Consider the following 15,001-nt stretch of genomic DNA (forward strand, 5'->3'; position numbering starts at 1 on the left):
GTGCAGTTGGCAGACCGCACTCCTATTATAGCAAAGGGAGTTTTTTTATCTTTTTCATCGCCTTAGGCTTTTTTGAACCACTCGCCTAGCGAGTGGTTTTCTTTATACAAAAAAGGGCGGCCCGAAAGGTGTCTCCCGATAAGAAAACATCGTGGGGCAAGAGAGAAACGGTATAGCTTCGGCTATGCCGTTTTTCTCATTCTTGCCTTGATGAAGTGACTTTGGATACTTCCAGGGCTCCAATGCCCTTATAGTAGATGTCAATTTCCTGGGTGCGCTTCTTGCCCTTCGGATCGCTGGCAGCATGGACAACGATCTTCTCGACAAACTCATGCAAGATACATGGGGTCAATTCGGGAATTTCCGTATACCGTTCTACAACGGAGAGAAACCTTTCCACATTGGCACTTTTTTGTTCCTCTGCTTCGATTTCACCACGGAGGACAGCCGCTAACTCTTGAAGCTGATGCTGTTCTTTCTCGTAGTCAGCGGAGAGCTTTTGGAAACGCTCGTCAGAAAGTTTTCCCGAAATGGTATCTTCATAGAGCCGCTTGAAAATGGTGTCCAGTTCTGCGATCCGCTTTTCAGCATCAGCCAATGTTTTCTTCCGCTTTGCCAAACCTCGGTTACGTTGGTGCATATCCGCATCCATAACCATCTTTACAAAATCGTCTTTGCGCTGTGATGCAAAGGAAACAATTTCACGCAGATTTTGCAGAACCAATTCCTCCAGGATAACAGTTCGGATGGAATGTGTCTGCCCGCATACGTCACGGCTTTTCCGATAGCCCGAACACAGGTAATATTCCTGATCGCGCCGGAAATTGGTTGCTCTGCATTGATACATGATGGAGCCGCAGTCGGCGCAGAACATCATGCCGGAGAACATCCCCATTTCTCCCATCTTTGTGGGTCGGCGCCGCGTCTGCCTTGCAAGCCTTGCTGCATCGGCAATCGCCTCTGTCCAGATGGCTTCATGGGTATTCTCAAAAATCTTCCACTCGGTTTCTGGATTGAGAAGGGTCTTTTTGCTCTTGTAGGATTTTTTGCGGGTTTTGAAATTAACTGTGTGCCCCAGGTATTCACGCCAGCGGTCCATGATGTCGGCAATCGTAGAAGAATCCCAGGCATAAGGAGAACCTTTCTTTGTGACATTGGTCGTCCTGCCTTTACTCTCATAGTAAGCAGCCGGAGTAAGGATTTTTCTTTCCGTCAGCTTTCTTGCGATCTGCGAGGGTCCCAATCCGTCCATGATATAAAGACCGATTTCATAAACCACCTGGGCCGCTTCTTCATCCTTCACCCATTGCTTTTTATCATCAGACGATTTCATGTATCCATACGGAGGCATGGTAGCCAAATGCTCCCCCGCATTGCCTTTCACTTTCATAACGGCACGGATTTTTTTGCTGGTGTCTTTGGCGTACCATTCATTGATGATATTGCGGAAGGGCGTAAACTCGTTGTCGCCCTGAGTGCTGTCTACACCATCATTCACCGCAATAAAGTGAATATCATGTTCGGGAAACATGATCTCCGTATACATGCCGACTTGCAGATAATCACGTCCGAAACGCGACATATCCTTGATGATGACCCTCTTGACAAGGCCAGCCTCAATGTCTGCAATCATCTGCTGAAAGCCTGGGCGGTTGAAGGTCGTACCTGAGATGCCATCATCAACATAGAATTTGAAATTGCTGTATCCATGCTCACGGGCATACTTTTCCAGGATTTTTTTCTGGTTTACAATACTATTGCTGTCACCCTGCAATTCATCGTCACGGGATAAGCGACAATACAAAGCCGTAAGTTCTTCGGAGCTCATAGCCGTGTAAGGGAATTGAAGCGCGGCAGCGGTGTTTGACTGATAATACATAAATACCTCCTATCTGGCAGTCAAACACGATATTGAAGTCCAACTTCATTATACCGCGCTTTCTTTTCCCTGTCTGCCTGTTAGGAGGTTTTCAAGTCACAGTTTCTTTCTGAACATCGGCTTTTATCAGGTTCTCCAGTTTGGAGGCAATCGTCTGATTTCCCTTTTGAGGGAAAAAGGAATTGACGATAAAGGTTGTGTTGCCGATCTTCTTTTTGCTCCGCATAGGCGGGGCATATTTATTTTCAGATTGAATTTTCTGCATAATAAGGCCCCTTTCATGCCATTACATAAAAACCATAAAAGAGGCAGAAAACGGATGGCTGCTGGCCGCAGCTCCACGGGAATCTCACCCCGGCCCATGCTGATGGGTGCGCCGCGCAATGCTTTGAGGGCGTTCAACGCGGGAGTCTCATTATCCTGTCTGTGCATCCTCGCCCACAAGCTGCCACACCTGTTTCGCGGCCTGGTTTTGTCGCTCACCTGTTTGGTAGGGGTCCCGTCCTGCGGACTTGCAACAGGGTCATGGCGCACCGGCCGACCGGCTCCACACAACAGATCGTATCCGTCTGCCTTATGCTGCCCGAAGGCTTTCTTTGTCAAGGTACAAATGAGCAGATTTGCGCCAAGCGGAAAGGGGGACGCTTGCGTTACTTTTCTGCCCTAAAGGATAGGACAGCCCGCATGAGCTTTGCTTGCAGCCGTTCCCGTAAATCCTCGTCTATACCGTAATAGTTGTTGCCGCGCTCGTCGCGGATTTTTCGGATAGACAGGTGGGCTATGTAGCTTTGGTAGTGCTGCATGACAATGCTCATGGCTTCCGGGTCGCCCTTTGTGGCGGCTAAAATGACCGGGTAGGGCAATAAGCCGCGCTCGTCGGTGTTACAATTCGTCCCATTCATCGGCGCGTTCCTCCAAGTATCGTTTTAGCAGTTCAAAAGAGCTTGTCCGGCGGTACTGTACTGTGCTGCGGGGTACTTTCATCAACTCCGCAATCTCAACATCTGTCATGTCGAAAAAGTAGTACAGCAATATGGCTTGACGTTTTTCGTTCGGCAGGGTGTGCAGAGCTTCGGCAAGCAGTTTTGCGGTGATCTTCAAACCGCCCGCGTAAAAGGCTTCTTCGTCCTCGTTTACAAAATATCTGTCAACGGTATAAAGCTGCTTTTCTTCGTGCGGGGTAAGGTCTGCAAAGCTCACTTCGTGCTGCTTGCGGCTTTTGCGTTCCCTGCAGGCGTCGATCAGTTCGTTGCGTAACGTGCGTTTGCAGTACGCATTAAACTCACATCTTGTCTGCCATTCAAACCGAGCAGGGTAATCCATGTTCTCACCCCCTCTCGTTCCCGGGGGCGGGTTATTTATCCCCTTTCGGCTGCCTTCCACGGACGTACCGTGTTTGTGCCAAATGGAAAAGCAAAGTTTTTGAAAAAACTTTTGAGAAATGCAAAATGCGCCCGTCCGCAAAACGCGGACGGGCGCAAAAGAAATGTACGAAGTATTCAGGTGTATTAACAGTTCATATTCATAGCCGGAATATCCCGCTGGCGGGGCATAGCTTTTTTTGACCGCAAAGTATTAGGCGGGTTGTTACAAATAAAAATGGACACGGCGATACCTCCCAGATACCGCCGTATCCTCAAAAAAGGGCGACTTTAACACACCCCCGCAACCTAATTTTTTCAAAAAGGAAAACGGCGGCTTTGATTGATTATTCAAAACCGCCGCTTTCCGGTCTGCAACCGTACACAGACTAATAGCAGCGGTTAGATTTTTCCGCTTAACCAGCAATCGTACAGCGCAAGCAGTTGTCAAAAAAAAAAGAGCCGATAACCGCATTTTGATCAGCGTGTTATCGGCTCTGCGTCTGTGCGTCTGGCTCTTTGATAACTGTTGTATTCAGTCGTTTTACATTGATTAGCGTTTCTTGCCTACATTTAGGGCAATACAGAGGGAAGTTTATAAGTTCTGTATCTCCTCGTACTTTTATTCGTGTCTTGTTTTTGCAAACAGGACACAGCAACCATATGTTCTCCATGTTCTGCCCTCTAATTTACTGCTTTTGTGAAAAGTTCGAGAAAAATACTTGTTTCTTCTGTATTAAGTTGCTGTAACAAGTTTTCAAATATCGACTTTTCAATTTCACGATGTTCCGTCTGGGCTTGTGCTCCCCATTCTGTTAGTTCTAAATTGTAGGCGCGTTTGTCGCTATCGCTTTGACTTCTCCGCAAATATCCTTTCGCTTCAAGTCTTTTCACCGCACTTGTTAATGTACTTTTAGGCAACCCCAATAGTTCACTAACTTTTTTCATCATACAATTTGGATTGCGTTCGACAGTTTCCAAAATGCTTAATTCTATCATGGAGATACTAAGTATTGCTGGATATTTTCCACTGTACATTTCGCTTTTCATACGCATACCAACTATATGCCAAAGCTCGTTTAGAGCCTGAACTTTATCCATTGACATTCACCTCTCTATATGGTACGATAATCGTACTATAATAATACGATTATCGTACTACATTGTCAAGAGGAGATGAAATATTTTTATGGATTTCCAAGTTATTAGAGCAACAAAAGAATTTGCGTTTGATATGGGGTATGTTCATTCCTGCTCATGGCAAGAAGCATATACAGGAATAATACCAGATGAAATAATTAAAACTTTTACACCAGAAAATCGAGCAAAGATTTTTTTGGACGTACTGAAAAATCCTTTAGAGGAGTATTATTTATTCAAAGTCGATGATCGTCCAGCAGGAATTGCGTCATTAGCTAAATCACACGAGAAGAATATGCCCGATTATATTGGAGAGATATATTCAATTTATTTTCACCCGGATTTTTGGGGAACCGAAACCACACAAAAAGGATTTCAATTTTGCATAAACAGATTAAAAGATTTAGGTTTTTCCGAAATTACAATATGGGTATTAAATAATAATCTTCGAGCAAAAAGATTTTATGAAAGAAATGGATTTAAGTTAGATGGTAATTCTAAAGAAATTGAAATTGGAGTAAAACTACTTGAAGTTCGATATTCTAAAAGAATACTCTAATCATTAACAGCCGGACTAACTACCCGGCTGTTATTTTTTTCTTATTATTTTTCAATTCATCCTATGATTTTTCTCTTGAATACAAGGAATTATTTAAGCTAATTATATGAATTATATAGACATATCCAAAAAGAAAGGTGAACAGTAGAATGTAATAGGGTGAATGAATAATGGCAAAAAGACCTGTACCATTGTACGATTTTACACTTGCCTCCGTCCATCACCGCGATTTCGTCCTGGGTCATCAGCTCTTTGCCACAATGTCAAGTGATGAATTCAAAAAAGGCAGACGCTATCAAAGAAATTCATCTTCAATAGTGTCTGCCTTTTTGTGCAATATGTACTCTATATGAATTTTTTGTAAGGTATAAACGTAAGGATTTTAATTGTTAGCAGCAGCTAAAACCCTTATACTTTAATGTATGAATCGCGGATTTTTTTGAAAGTCGAAAAGCGCATCAGATATAAATTGCCACGACTTCGTGTCATTGCAACATATAGCCTGTTAAGGGTTACAACAGAGATACGGTTTGTTGAAAAACTGTCATCAGCCAATTTTTCAAAATCATCTGTTAAAATTACACAAGCCGCATCTACAGTATCTCCTTTAGAGTACGACCAATTCATTGCCCTGAACGTGTAACGTGACGCACCTTTGTAGACCAATTTTATAATAGACGGATCTTCGAGTACGCGTGACGCATTTTCATCTACCCAAATTACCGATCCGGGATTTGTACCGAAAGACATAATTTCGATGCCAAGTTTGTTGCTTACATATTCACACACTTCTGTAGAGCAACGTCTGGATTTATCCAGAGTGGTTATGTCCACTTCAAATCCCGCACGTTCCAACTCACCGATAAATTCATCATAGCTGACATCTACAGACTTTTTCTTAAAGGGTCTTCCAGAATTATTAGTTGCCGAAACGGAGTGCTGATAATAATCACCGACAAGTACAACATCGTTCAGTTGTTTCGCCAATGCTATAATCAAATCATAGTCATGCTCCCGAAAATCCTGAAACTCATCTATCAGCACACAGTCATAAAACATATTCAGTCTTGCTGCCACTCTCTTTATAAGTGACTCTCGCTTTTTCTTCACCTGTAAGGCCAGTTCCGATAAAGTAGCACAGTAATACTGTTTTCTGTCCGTAATATAGTGTGCAAGTTGATCTTTGGGCTCATAAAGCGGATTCGCAATGGATTTTCCTGTTTTAGTTTTTATTCTTTGAGGCGGAGGGTCTATCATACAAATTCCACAGCTAACAAACCCAGGCTGTCCAAAATGCTCCCCTATGCTCGGTTCATAAGGAAGTATCAATTCATGATAAACAAATGAATCAAATGTTGCCACAGTTGTTAACTCCGGCATACACTTGTAAGCATCATAAAGCTCTTTTTGGATGTTGTGAATATTTTCGTGAGTGAAAGCCAATATGAGATTTCGCTTTTGGGGATCTATCTCATGGCAAATGTGATAGGTTTTCCCCGCACCAGCTACTGCCAAAATTACTCGCTTAGCCATCCGATTGCATCCTTTATATACTGCGGCACCACAAATGTGGTATTCGAGGTTAGCATCTGATAGGCAACATCAACCTTATGGTTTAACATTTTTCCTAATACAGCGCCATAATCTTTACCATGAAATTTATACTCTGCTCCTGCCTGAACAGTAATCATTTCATCCAAAGCATCTTTATTTACTTTATAAATACAGGCTTCCCATGTCCACTCATCTGTCGTAGCCCCCATAAAAATATGTTGCAAATTATTGGATCGATTAAAGGCATTAGCTTCCTCAATTCTGAAAGGTTCTTCGTCATTATCGGTAATAACTGCAATTCTTTTATCGGTAGCTTTTGCAATCTCAAGGTATCGCTTATAAGAAATACCATTGCAAGAAATTATAGAAACACTATCTTTTTCAATAGCACGTCCGGTGATTTGTTCGTAGAACATAGGGAGAAGGAGAAATTCTGTCGCCCCTTCAACAAGAAAAACCTTTTTGGACAGCAGTAATTGTAAAAAGGCATTATCATCTGCTCGCACAAAGAATTTTGCTACATCTTCATCTACATTTGCCAGTGTCTTAACACCATCTGAAGTGATCCACAAAACATTATTTAGATTTAACCGACTGGCAATCATATTGTTATGAGTGGCTAAAATTATCTGCGAATTGTCCTGCTGGCCAGAAATTTCCTGAAGCATTTTTTGCAAGGTCGAAAAGCTAAGATGATTCTCTGGCTCCTCCATCAGAATGACATCTAAACCGCTCGTTCTGGATAGAGCAATTTGCGTCTTAATAAGGCTCTCCATTCCGCTACCACGATTTTCTAAGGCAATAGAGTCCTCATACACAGAAAGAATAGTTTCCAAGACGACCTTCTTACTATCTATACCGAATTTTCTGTTCTCACTGATTGGCGGTAAATTAGCAGCTTCAAGAACATCCTCTAATTTGGAACGAAATTCGTTTTTTGCTCTTGCTCTGGTTGCTTCATCGTATCTACTTGTAAATAGAGTTCTGTTGTAATAATTAAATGATGAAGCTGCCGCACCGTTAGTTGTGTCAATTGACAAGAAGTTTAGCGGTCTTTTGATAATCTGGTATGGGCGGTTAGCAAAGGTTGTCCATGTCAAAGCATAGTACTCATAAGGAATTTTACCCTCTAAGATTGATTGCTCCATACCAACGCCGAGTTCTTCGTCATACTTACATTCAAAGCGAATGCCGTACTTCTCGGTCTGCTGCTGCCTCCGCCCATACACCTCTCCGTAAAAGTATGAAGCATTTTTTTCTTGCGGATCAAGCACCAATTCTACTTCAATATAGATTTTAGGTAGAGTATTGACGCTAGGATTTGCACGAAATTCAGCAACCATCTGTGCATTAAATAAATCTCGCAATACAGATTTATCTGCGGTTCGATATTGCTGGTTCAGTACGGTTTTTAGAGCATCCAAAATCGTACTTTTTCCAGCCTCATTTTCGCCAACAAGAATATTCATATGTTCATTAAACGGCACATCAAGGGAGACAAATTTCTTGAAGCCCTCTATGTGCAATAATTTTATGTAGTTCATCCGATGTTTAACGTCCCTCCCCACCATTTTAATCTAAGTCAACAGAGTGTTATTTTTCTCGTGGCCCTAAGAACTTGTCGCCGTTCAAGTGAATCATATGATCCGGCATGTCAGCAATCCAAACCTCTGTTTCCCAAGCAAGCGTTTCAGAAAACTTCTTAAATGTTTTGAAGTCCAGGAAAGCAGTAATATAGATTTTCCCAGCTGTTACGCCGCTGGTCATTTCACCAATTTCTTTGATACGCTTCGGCTCCATAGGCCCTACAGATGTTACCGCCTCTATAAAATAGAGCCAGTTTCTTTCTTCGGAATACAGAACAACATCCGGCATTTTATCATGCAGCGTAATGGAAAATCCTAACTCCCATAGTTTGGCTTCATTTTTAACCAAGTCCTTTTCAATAGTGTCTCCGATATAGAGACACTCGGCATTCGGTGCAAAACGAGGTGCAAATTCTTCGATGATTGCTTTTTGGAGCTGATTGTGTTTTCCTGGTGAGAAAGTGAAATCTGCCCCATTAATCTTTACTGGCATCTTCTGTATAGATCGCTTAGAAGCATATAACTCAATAAGCGAGTCATGGTTTTTTAGAAATGTGGTCAACTGTTGCTCCCACATATCCTGTCCAAAACTTTGAATCAGTCTCAACATTTCGTTCGTCAGACGATAGCGATAATTTGGGCTATTTGTTGCTTTACCGTTATCCTCAATAAATGCAGCGTTTCTAAAGTGATGCATCGCCTGCTTGCGAAAAGTTTCTCGGCTGTTCTCTGCATAAGTCATTCCATAATGGCTATTGGCAAAAGCAATTACATCATGTATCCGAATCCAATTATTTGTGGCATCCGACCAGGGGATGTCTTCCGTTAGGCCTGCCATAGCAAGCAATACACAGCAGCACATTCCATTTTGCTGTTTTGCAGGGACTTGTAGTGCATTCAAAATTTCTTTTGCATCTGTTAATTTACTCATATAAAGCTCCTTAAAATGTTGTCACAAGAGGCTTCTGACATATCCTTACTACGAATCAGCGCTTTACCCATAGCCTCAATCGTGTTCATTGGCGGCACTGGCATCGAGTTTATTTCAGTAGAGTTTACCTGCGTAGATCCATTCAGAATTCTATAATAGCAATCATATAGAGTGGAATTAAATAGTACATATAAACCGTATACCACACACTCAGATAATTCATGCAATCCACAAATAAAATTAATCTTATTTTGTGTGCTGATTTCTCTGTATTCAGGATGCTTACGAGCTAAATAAATTCCGCATTGAAGTCTTCGATGTTCCTCTTTGGCTGTAAACCTTTTTACAAAAAGATAGTTTGAATTTTTTTGTAAAAGCCCATTTTGTTCGGTGACGAGATATTCATGTTCTTTGCCAATCGGGAACTCAACTTTTCCGTTTTTTATATGTTGAGAATAAAATAATGGAACAGCCGTTGCTTCCGCATGATCTCGTAATGCCTCACGATTTCGGAAATCGACCGTTAAGCCAGTTTTCATTTTAAGACCAATGCTAGGTAAAGTATTAGGCAATCGGTTTAGTCTCTCTAAAGTTTCGACTTCTTTAGCATTTGTAACCAGATACACATATTGATCCTTGCCGTTCACAACCGTATCATAAGGGGCATGGAACACTGTCTTTTGGGAAAAATCAGCATTACTTTGTGTAGTCGTTATTGTGACATTTTGAGGTTTGTTTTTTGCCTTTTTCACCTTGATAATGATGGTTTCTTGCAGCACACTTTCTTTTTCAAATACTTTATCACGACTTACAAATAGATGGATATGCTCTAAGGCACCCTCATCTAAAAACTTTTGACGGAATTTTTTGAAATAGGCGCCCGAAGTCCAAGAGCGGGGAATGATATATACCATTTCTCCATCGCTTTTAAGGTTGAATAGACTCATTGAAGCAAAGATAAAGTATAAATTCGGCGCTCCATAACAGACATCCGGCATTGCTAAGGCCTCCGGTGCATCTTTTGGGATCTTCATATATGGAGGATTGCCAATGACATAGTCATATTTGGGTGGATTAGGCGATTCCCACAACATATGATTATAGTCTGCCATTTGTGAAAGGATATAGTTATCCGCCACAATTTCATACTCTATTGGCTTTGAAGCATGAGCACACACCCAATCCATGTTTGAACGTAGCAACTCCAAAATATTAGTATCACTCTCATAGCAAACCAGTTTGATTTTAGTAATCGCAGCGACATCCAGCATTCGCTCAATCAATGCAGTCGAAAGAATACCAGAGCCAGCACCAGGATCAAGAATCGAAACAGTTCCAGAGGCAGATTGTAAGTCAAATAATTCTGCCATGAACACAGCAGTTTCTTTACTTGTAAAGAATTGTCCGTATTTTTTTCTTTGGGCTTTAGTCATTTGCTCGATATACTTTGTTGTCGAGGTTACGACATAATCAATCTTGTTCATTGCTTGTAAACTCCATTATATCGCCAATATCACAGTTCAGTGCCGTACATACTTTATAGAGACTTTCCATCGATACAAATTCGTTGCGTCCCATTTTGGCAAGTATATTAAAACTAATCCCCGCGTGCTCCTTTAGGTCAGTCCGATTCATTTTTTTATCTATTAGTATTTTCCATAGCTTATCATAACTAACCAACATGACAAAATCTCCATTCGCTCTTGAATTCGTGACTATTGTAACATGATGTGCATGAACATTCAAGATAATCTCATAATATCATGAGTCTCGAACGCAAAAAAACTCACCTCTCAACAAGAGAGGTGAGGTAAACCGTTACGCTGCAATCTCCGGGATTTCCCCGACAAAGTTATACACGATCCTGACCTCCTGCACCTTCTGACCGTCCACCTTCTTGACCTCGCCAATCAGGATTTTGCTGATAAGCCGGTTCAGTATCGCCTCGTCCAGTTCCTCAATGGCGGCATAGCGCCGGATTTCCTTGATAAAGGTGCGGACTTCGCTTTCTTGGGCATCCGCCCGGCTCTGCATCACCGCCAGATCGTGCAGGCGTTTCTGGTTGGCTTCCTGCTCCTGTTCCAGCGCCGCCGTCAGCTTCATAAACCGCTGTTCGGTCAGGATGCCTTTTGCCTTATCCGTGTACAGGCTTAAAACCATCCCGTCAATTTCCTGATTCCGAGCTTCCAGCCGTTTCCGTTCCTTCTCTGTCTGGGAAGCGTCCACCAGATACCGGCGCTCCATCCGGCTGCTGAGCCGCTGGTAGAACGCATCGGCGTCCTTCATGGCCTGCTCCGCCAATTCCTGTATATCCTTCAGCACCAGATTGTACAAATCCCTTGCCTCAATCTTGTGGCTGGTACAGGCGTTTTTGCCCAGCCGGTTGTAGGTCTGGCAGATATAGTATGCCTTATCAATCGGCTCACGCATCTCGCCGGTGAAACGGTTCTTCCCGGTTCTGCCGACTTTTTCATACCGCACCTGCATGGACTTCCCGCAGGTGGCGCAGTAAACCAATCCGTGGAACAGGTTATAGAAGGGGCAGGCGTTGCCTTTCATAATGGTTGGCCTGCGGTCAATGATTTCCTGCACCTGTTCCCATTCTTCCGGCGTCACAATCGCCTCATGGCAGCCCTCAATGACCTCCCATTCCTCACGGGGGATAATGTCATAGGTGTTGGAGCGGATGCCTTTCTGATGTGTCCGGCAGACAAGATGTGCGCCCTTATAAAAGGGATTCCGCAGGATATGGCTGATCCTTGCGCTCCCCCATGAATAGTAGTTCACGTCACATTCTGTATTGCTTTTTACTCTGGTGATGGGGATTTTATCATCCATGAGCTGCTTTGCGATCCGCATACAGCCCCAGCCGTCCAGTGCCATATCATAAATTTTTCGGATCACCGGCGCTGTTTCCGGGTCAAGGATCAGATGCCCTTTGTCCTCCGGGTCACGCATCAGGCCAAGAGGCGGCTGCCCGCCGCAAAACTTTCCCTGCCGGGAACGGGTCATGCGTCCCGCCAGCACCTTTTTGGAAATATCCCGGCTGTACATATCGTTCAGGATATTCTTAAAAGGCGTGATGTCCATTTCCTGACGGGTCAGGCTGTCCACACCGTCCGTGACGGCGATATAGCGCACATTGTGTTTGGGGAAAAAGATTTCGATATAGCTTCCGGCTTCGATATAATTCCTGCCGAGCCTCGATAGGTCTTTCGTGATGACGCAGCCGATTTTCCCTGCCCCAATGTCAGCGATCATGCGCTGGAAGGCAGGGCGGTTGAAATTGCGGCCCGTATAGCCGTCATCCACATAATACTCATACTGGAACATTCCATGCTTTTCAGCGAAGTCCCGGAGCATGATTTTCTGGTTGCTGATGCTCATGCTCTCATTGTCGCCGCCGTCATCCAGAGAGATACGGCAGTAGAGAGCGGTGATTTTCTCATAGACTTGTTTTTTCCTGCTCATAGCGTTCTCCTTCTATGAACAGGGACACGATACCATTATAGTACCATGTCCCTGCCCCTGAATCAACCGTTTTTACGCAGCATTCTCCGCCATTTCCCGATGTTCCAGCCATTCCTCGAAGTGTTCGCAGGTCTGGCGCTCGATCAGCTGCTCAAAGGCTTCCCGCATGGATTTCTCCCCGGAGAACTCCCGCACCACCACAAAACGGACTTTATTCTTCTGATTTTTGCTTTTTTCCATAGGCTACCTCCATAGAGAGACAGGCCGGACGGCAGTACCGGCAACGAAGTCCGGCAACGAACCTCCAAAAACCTGTAAACTACCGTCTGGCCTGTAAATCTTACTTTGTGAATTTTCTTGAAAAATCTCGTTGCTTTCGTTGCCGAAGATAAAGATAATGATTAAAATATCCCTTATTTACTGGCTTTTCCCGTATCCAGACAGGGAAATCCCCGGCAACGAACCCAGCAACCAACTGGCAACTATCCCGGCAACAGACCGCCATTTTCAGGCAATCCACTCCTTCGGAAGCTCCAACTGGCGGCATTCTTCCTCGCTCAGTTCCACAAATTCATCTTCGTTGCCGGGCAGTTCGTTGCCGGAAACCTCCCGTTCCCAGCCCTTCTGCCTGCCATATCCGGTGAACATCCTCGGATTGGAGAATGGCTTCCAGCCTGTCACCACCGTGTTCATGATTTCGTTGATATTGTGAAGCTGCCACCGCTTCGGTTCATCGTAGGTGTGGCCCAGCGCCTCCTTAAAAAGCTGTTTGGAGCAGACCATGCTGCCGGTGTAGTGTTCCAGAAAGCCCTGTATCTGTCCGGCCTCCGTGTCCTCCGGCATGAAATCCTTCTGCACCTCCACAAGCTGCCGCTGGATGGACTTGCTGAATTTCATGGAGTAGTGGCCGCTGCGGTAAAACGTCATGGCCTCCGCCCAGACCTGCAACAGGTAGGCCCTGGAAGCGTCCTCGTCCTCCAAAATGTGAACCTCCGCATTCTCCGGGTAAATCATGATGGGAAGGAAACGCCGGTTCCCGGCCCGGTCAAGGGGCAGGAAGTCCAGCGTGTTGGAAGAACCGCCGAACACACACTGCCGCAGCCGGTCTTTGGGCTGGGCCTCGTAGGGCGTCCGGTAGGTTTCCTTCTGGCGGCTGATGAACGAGCGGATTTCCTCAATGCTTTTGGCGCTGCTGGTCGCCAGCATCTCTGACATCTCGATGATCCAGTGGCCTTGCAGCTTCAAAAACACCCGGTCATCATCCAGCTTTTTCAGGTCGTCACTGAACCACTCGTCCCGGATCGCCAGCAGGCGGAAGAAGCTGGACTTGCCAGCCCCCTGTCCACCCACCAGACAAAGCATTTCCTCATATTTGGAGCCGGGAGAAAACACCCGCCGGATCGCGCCCAGCAGGAAGTGCTTTAACATTTCCTCCACATAGTCGCTGACCTCCGCACCTAAGAAGTGATGGAGACAGGAGCAGATGCGGGGCGTCTCGTCCCACACAAGGCCGTTCAGCACGTCCTGTATGGGATGGTAGCAGTTCTCATTCGCCACAATGGACAGGGCCGCCGTCATTTTCTTCTCGCTGGTCAGGCCGTAGTTCTGCTCAAAATAGAGAAGCAGATACTTCACATCCGTATCCGTCAAGGCGCTGGTGTTCCTGCGCCAGCCCAAATCCCGCACGATGTCCACCCGGTCAGTCAGGAGGTTCAGCCGGATTGCCCCACGCAGCAGTGGGTCATGGCAGAACACTGTCCGGCAGTTGCCGATGGTATTGGCAGGCTGACCCTTCTCCGTGACGGAGAGGCTTTCCCTAACCTCGTCAACGCTCTGCTCCGGCGCTAAGGCTTCGGCTGCGCTCATGGCGGCCTGCCGGGTGGCTGGCGGTAAACTCTGATATTCGCTGCTCAATCTTCCTCACCTCTTTTCCGTATTCAGCGACCACGCAGGCCCGTTCCTCCATACTGCCGGACAAAAGAATATCCAGCAGATACTCGGTGTACGGCTTTTTTTGCAGGGCCTCCACAAACAGCGGGTTCCATGTTTCCTCCGGCGTCTGCGGGGCATATTCCTTCTCCCAGCGTTCCAGCAGATGCAGGTAATCACACAGCACCCGGAAACATTTCTGCTCCGCCTGCCGGTAGCGCAGTTCCTCGCTGATTTTCCGTTTGACCGGCCTCCTGCGGGGCGGGTCATGGCCTTTGGCGTCAAAGCTGACCGAGAAATCCTCCGCCAGCTTCAAGGCCGCCTCTTTTTTGTTCAGCCCGAACAGACGGGCGGTAAAATCAATCACATCCCCGTCCGCCTGACAGCCGAAACAGTGGAACCGGCGGTCAACCTTCATGCTGGGATGTTTGTCATCATGGAAGGGACAGCAGGCCATCCCGTTCCTGCCGACCTGCACTCCGTAAGATTCCGCAGCCTGCCTTGTGGGGACAGCCTGCTTTACCGCTTCAAACACATTCGATTTTCTCACCTCCAGACAGAGAAAAAGGCACCCGTTTTCCGCAGAAAATC

16 protein-coding genes are annotated in these 15,001 nt (G+C 45.3%); 1 reads left to right on the forward strand and 15 read right to left on the reverse strand.

The annotated features are described in order from the left end of the window. Positions 1 to 196 precede the first annotated feature (196 nt). The 6 genes from B5F94_RS11375 to B5F94_RS11400 form a co-directional block, all read right to left on the reverse strand. On the reverse strand, positions 197 to 1,879 hold the full coding sequence (locus B5F94_RS11375) for a recombinase family protein (RefSeq protein WP_242965664.1): 1,683 nt from the start codon (positions 1,877 to 1,879) through the stop codon (positions 197 to 199). Between the two features lie 91 nt (positions 1,880 to 1,970). Further along, positions 1,971 to 2,144 (reverse strand): transposon-encoded TnpW family protein, encoded by a 174-nt coding sequence (locus B5F94_RS11380; protein ID WP_087330250.1) that lies wholly within the window; start codon positions 2,142 to 2,144, stop codon positions 1,971 to 1,973. 385 nt (positions 2,145 to 2,529) lie between these two features. Beyond that, positions 2,530 to 2,781, reverse strand: coding sequence for a helix-turn-helix domain-containing protein (locus B5F94_RS11385; protein ID WP_087330252.1), 252 nt, complete (start codon positions 2,779 to 2,781; stop codon positions 2,530 to 2,532). Further along, complete coding sequence (locus tag B5F94_RS11390) at positions 2,762 to 3,202, reverse strand: RNA polymerase sigma factor (RefSeq protein ID WP_087330254.1); 441 nt, start codon at positions 3,200 to 3,202, stop codon at positions 2,762 to 2,764. The genes B5F94_RS11385 and B5F94_RS11390 overlap by 20 nt, the downstream gene beginning before the upstream one ends. 526 nt (positions 3,203 to 3,728) lie before the next feature. Further along, positions 3,729 to 3,914, reverse strand: coding sequence for a cysteine-rich KTR domain-containing protein (locus tag B5F94_RS11395; protein WP_087330256.1), 186 nt, complete (start codon positions 3,912 to 3,914; stop codon positions 3,729 to 3,731). A 10-nt stretch (positions 3,915 to 3,924) separates the two neighbouring features. Then, entirely contained in the window at positions 3,925 to 4,341 is a 417-nt protein-coding gene (locus B5F94_RS11400; protein ID WP_204247490.1) for a MarR family winged helix-turn-helix transcriptional regulator, read from the reverse strand. Positions 4,342 to 4,429: 88 nt separating this feature from the next. On the opposite strand from B5F94_RS11400, the gene B5F94_RS11405 reads away from it, so the two are divergent. Then, positions 4,430 to 4,939, forward strand: a complete 510-nt coding sequence (locus tag B5F94_RS11405; protein WP_087330260.1) for a GNAT family N-acetyltransferase — start codon at positions 4,430 to 4,432, stop codon at positions 4,937 to 4,939. Between the two features lie 408 nt (positions 4,940 to 5,347). On the opposite strand, the gene B5F94_RS11410 is transcribed toward B5F94_RS11405, so the two are convergent. From B5F94_RS11410 to B5F94_RS11445, 9 genes are all read right to left on the reverse strand, one after another. Next, entirely contained in the window at positions 5,348 to 6,472 is a 1,125-nt protein-coding gene (locus B5F94_RS11410; protein ID WP_075877589.1) for a UvrD-helicase domain-containing protein, read from the reverse strand. Continuing rightward, positions 6,457 to 8,037, reverse strand: coding sequence for an ATP-dependent nuclease (locus B5F94_RS11415; protein ID WP_075877590.1), 1,581 nt, complete (start codon positions 8,035 to 8,037; stop codon positions 6,457 to 6,459). The genes B5F94_RS11410 and B5F94_RS11415 overlap by 16 nt, the downstream gene beginning before the upstream one ends. 49 nt (positions 8,038 to 8,086) lie before the next feature. Further along, complete coding sequence (locus tag B5F94_RS11420; RefSeq protein WP_075877591.1) at positions 8,087 to 9,010, reverse strand: BsuBI/PstI family type II restriction endonuclease; 924 nt, start codon at positions 9,008 to 9,010, stop codon at positions 8,087 to 8,089. Continuing rightward, positions 9,007 to 10,494 carry an Eco57I restriction-modification methylase domain-containing protein gene (locus tag B5F94_RS11425; RefSeq protein ID WP_075877592.1) on the reverse strand — a complete coding sequence of 496 codons (1,488 nt, stop codon included), beginning with the start codon at positions 10,492 to 10,494 and terminating at the stop codon, positions 9,007 to 9,009. Before B5F94_RS11425 ends, B5F94_RS11420 begins: the two co-directional genes overlap by 4 nt. Continuing rightward, positions 10,481 to 10,693 (reverse strand): helix-turn-helix domain-containing protein, encoded by a 213-nt coding sequence (locus tag B5F94_RS11430; protein ID WP_075877593.1) that lies wholly within the window; start codon positions 10,691 to 10,693, stop codon positions 10,481 to 10,483. The genes B5F94_RS11425 and B5F94_RS11430 overlap by 14 nt, the downstream gene beginning before the upstream one ends. 135 nt (positions 10,694 to 10,828) lie before the next feature. Beyond that, positions 10,829 to 12,481 (reverse strand): recombinase family protein, encoded by a 1,653-nt coding sequence (locus B5F94_RS11435; protein ID WP_075877594.1) that lies wholly within the window; start codon positions 12,479 to 12,481, stop codon positions 10,829 to 10,831. A 72-nt stretch (positions 12,482 to 12,553) separates the two neighbouring features. Further along, entirely contained in the window at positions 12,554 to 12,721 is a 168-nt protein-coding gene (locus B5F94_RS16730) for a hypothetical protein (RefSeq protein WP_204247491.1), read from the reverse strand. Positions 12,722 to 12,988: 267 nt separating this feature from the next. Next, positions 12,989 to 14,347: a virulence-associated E family protein gene (locus tag B5F94_RS11440; RefSeq protein WP_087330261.1), complete on the reverse strand. Its 1,359-nt coding sequence runs from the start codon at positions 14,345 to 14,347 to the stop codon at positions 12,989 to 12,991. Beyond that, complete coding sequence (locus B5F94_RS11445) at positions 14,307 to 14,960, reverse strand: CHC2 zinc finger domain-containing protein (protein WP_079697854.1); 654 nt, start codon at positions 14,958 to 14,960, stop codon at positions 14,307 to 14,309. The genes B5F94_RS11440 and B5F94_RS11445 overlap by 41 nt, the downstream gene beginning before the upstream one ends. Positions 14,961 to 15,001 lie beyond the last annotated feature (41 nt).

The organism is Flavonifractor sp. An4 (assembly GCF_002161755.1).
GTDB classification, from domain to species: domain Bacteria; phylum Bacillota; class Clostridia; order Oscillospirales; family Oscillospiraceae; genus Flavonifractor; species Flavonifractor avicola.

Excerpts from the sequence above, each read along its gene's own strand:
- B5F94_RS11380 (WP_087330250.1), bottom strand. The coding sequence starts at position 2,144 with ATGCAGAAAATTCAATCTGAAAATAAATATGCCCCGCCTATGCGGAGC.
- B5F94_RS16730 (WP_204247491.1), bottom strand. The coding sequence starts at position 12,721 with ATGGAAAAAAGCAAAAATCAGAAGAATAAAGTCCGTTTTGTGGTGGTG.
- B5F94_RS11440 (WP_087330261.1), bottom strand. The coding sequence starts at position 14,347 with ATGAGCGCAGCCGAAGCCTTAGCGCCGGAGCAGAGCGTTGACGAGGTT.
- B5F94_RS11430 (WP_075877593.1), bottom strand. The coding sequence starts at position 10,693 with ATGTTGGTTAGTTATGATAAGCTATGGAAAATACTAATAGATAAAAAA.
- B5F94_RS11425 (WP_075877592.1), bottom strand. The coding sequence starts at position 10,494 with ATGAACAAGATTGATTATGTCGTAACCTCGACAACAAAGTATATCGAG.
- B5F94_RS11390 (WP_087330254.1), bottom strand. The coding sequence starts at position 3,202 with ATGGATTACCCTGCTCGGTTTGAATGGCAGACAAGATGTGAGTTTAAT.
- B5F94_RS11375 (WP_242965664.1), bottom strand. The coding sequence starts at position 1,879 with ATGTATTATCAGTCAAACACCGCTGCCGCGCTTCAATTCCCTTACACG.
- B5F94_RS11385 (WP_087330252.1), bottom strand. The coding sequence starts at position 2,781 with ATGAATGGGACGAATTGTAACACCGACGAGCGCGGCTTATTGCCCTAC.
- B5F94_RS11395 (WP_087330256.1), bottom strand. The coding sequence starts at position 3,914 with ATGGAGAACATATGGTTGCTGTGTCCTGTTTGCAAAAACAAGACACGA.
- B5F94_RS11415 (WP_075877590.1), bottom strand. The coding sequence starts at position 8,037 with ATGAACTACATAAAATTATTGCACATAGAGGGCTTCAAGAAATTTGTC.
- B5F94_RS11405 (WP_087330260.1), top strand. The coding sequence starts at position 4,430 with ATGGATTTCCAAGTTATTAGAGCAACAAAAGAATTTGCGTTTGATATG.
- B5F94_RS11400 (WP_204247490.1), bottom strand. The coding sequence starts at position 4,341 with ATGGATAAAGTTCAGGCTCTAAACGAGCTTTGGCATATAGTTGGTATG.
- B5F94_RS11410 (WP_075877589.1), bottom strand. The coding sequence starts at position 6,472 with ATGGCTAAGCGAGTAATTTTGGCAGTAGCTGGTGCGGGGAAAACCTAT.
- B5F94_RS11435 (WP_075877594.1), bottom strand. The coding sequence starts at position 12,481 with ATGAGCAGGAAAAAACAAGTCTATGAGAAAATCACCGCTCTCTACTGC.
- B5F94_RS11420 (WP_075877591.1), bottom strand. The coding sequence starts at position 9,010 with ATGAGTAAATTAACAGATGCAAAAGAAATTTTGAATGCACTACAAGTC.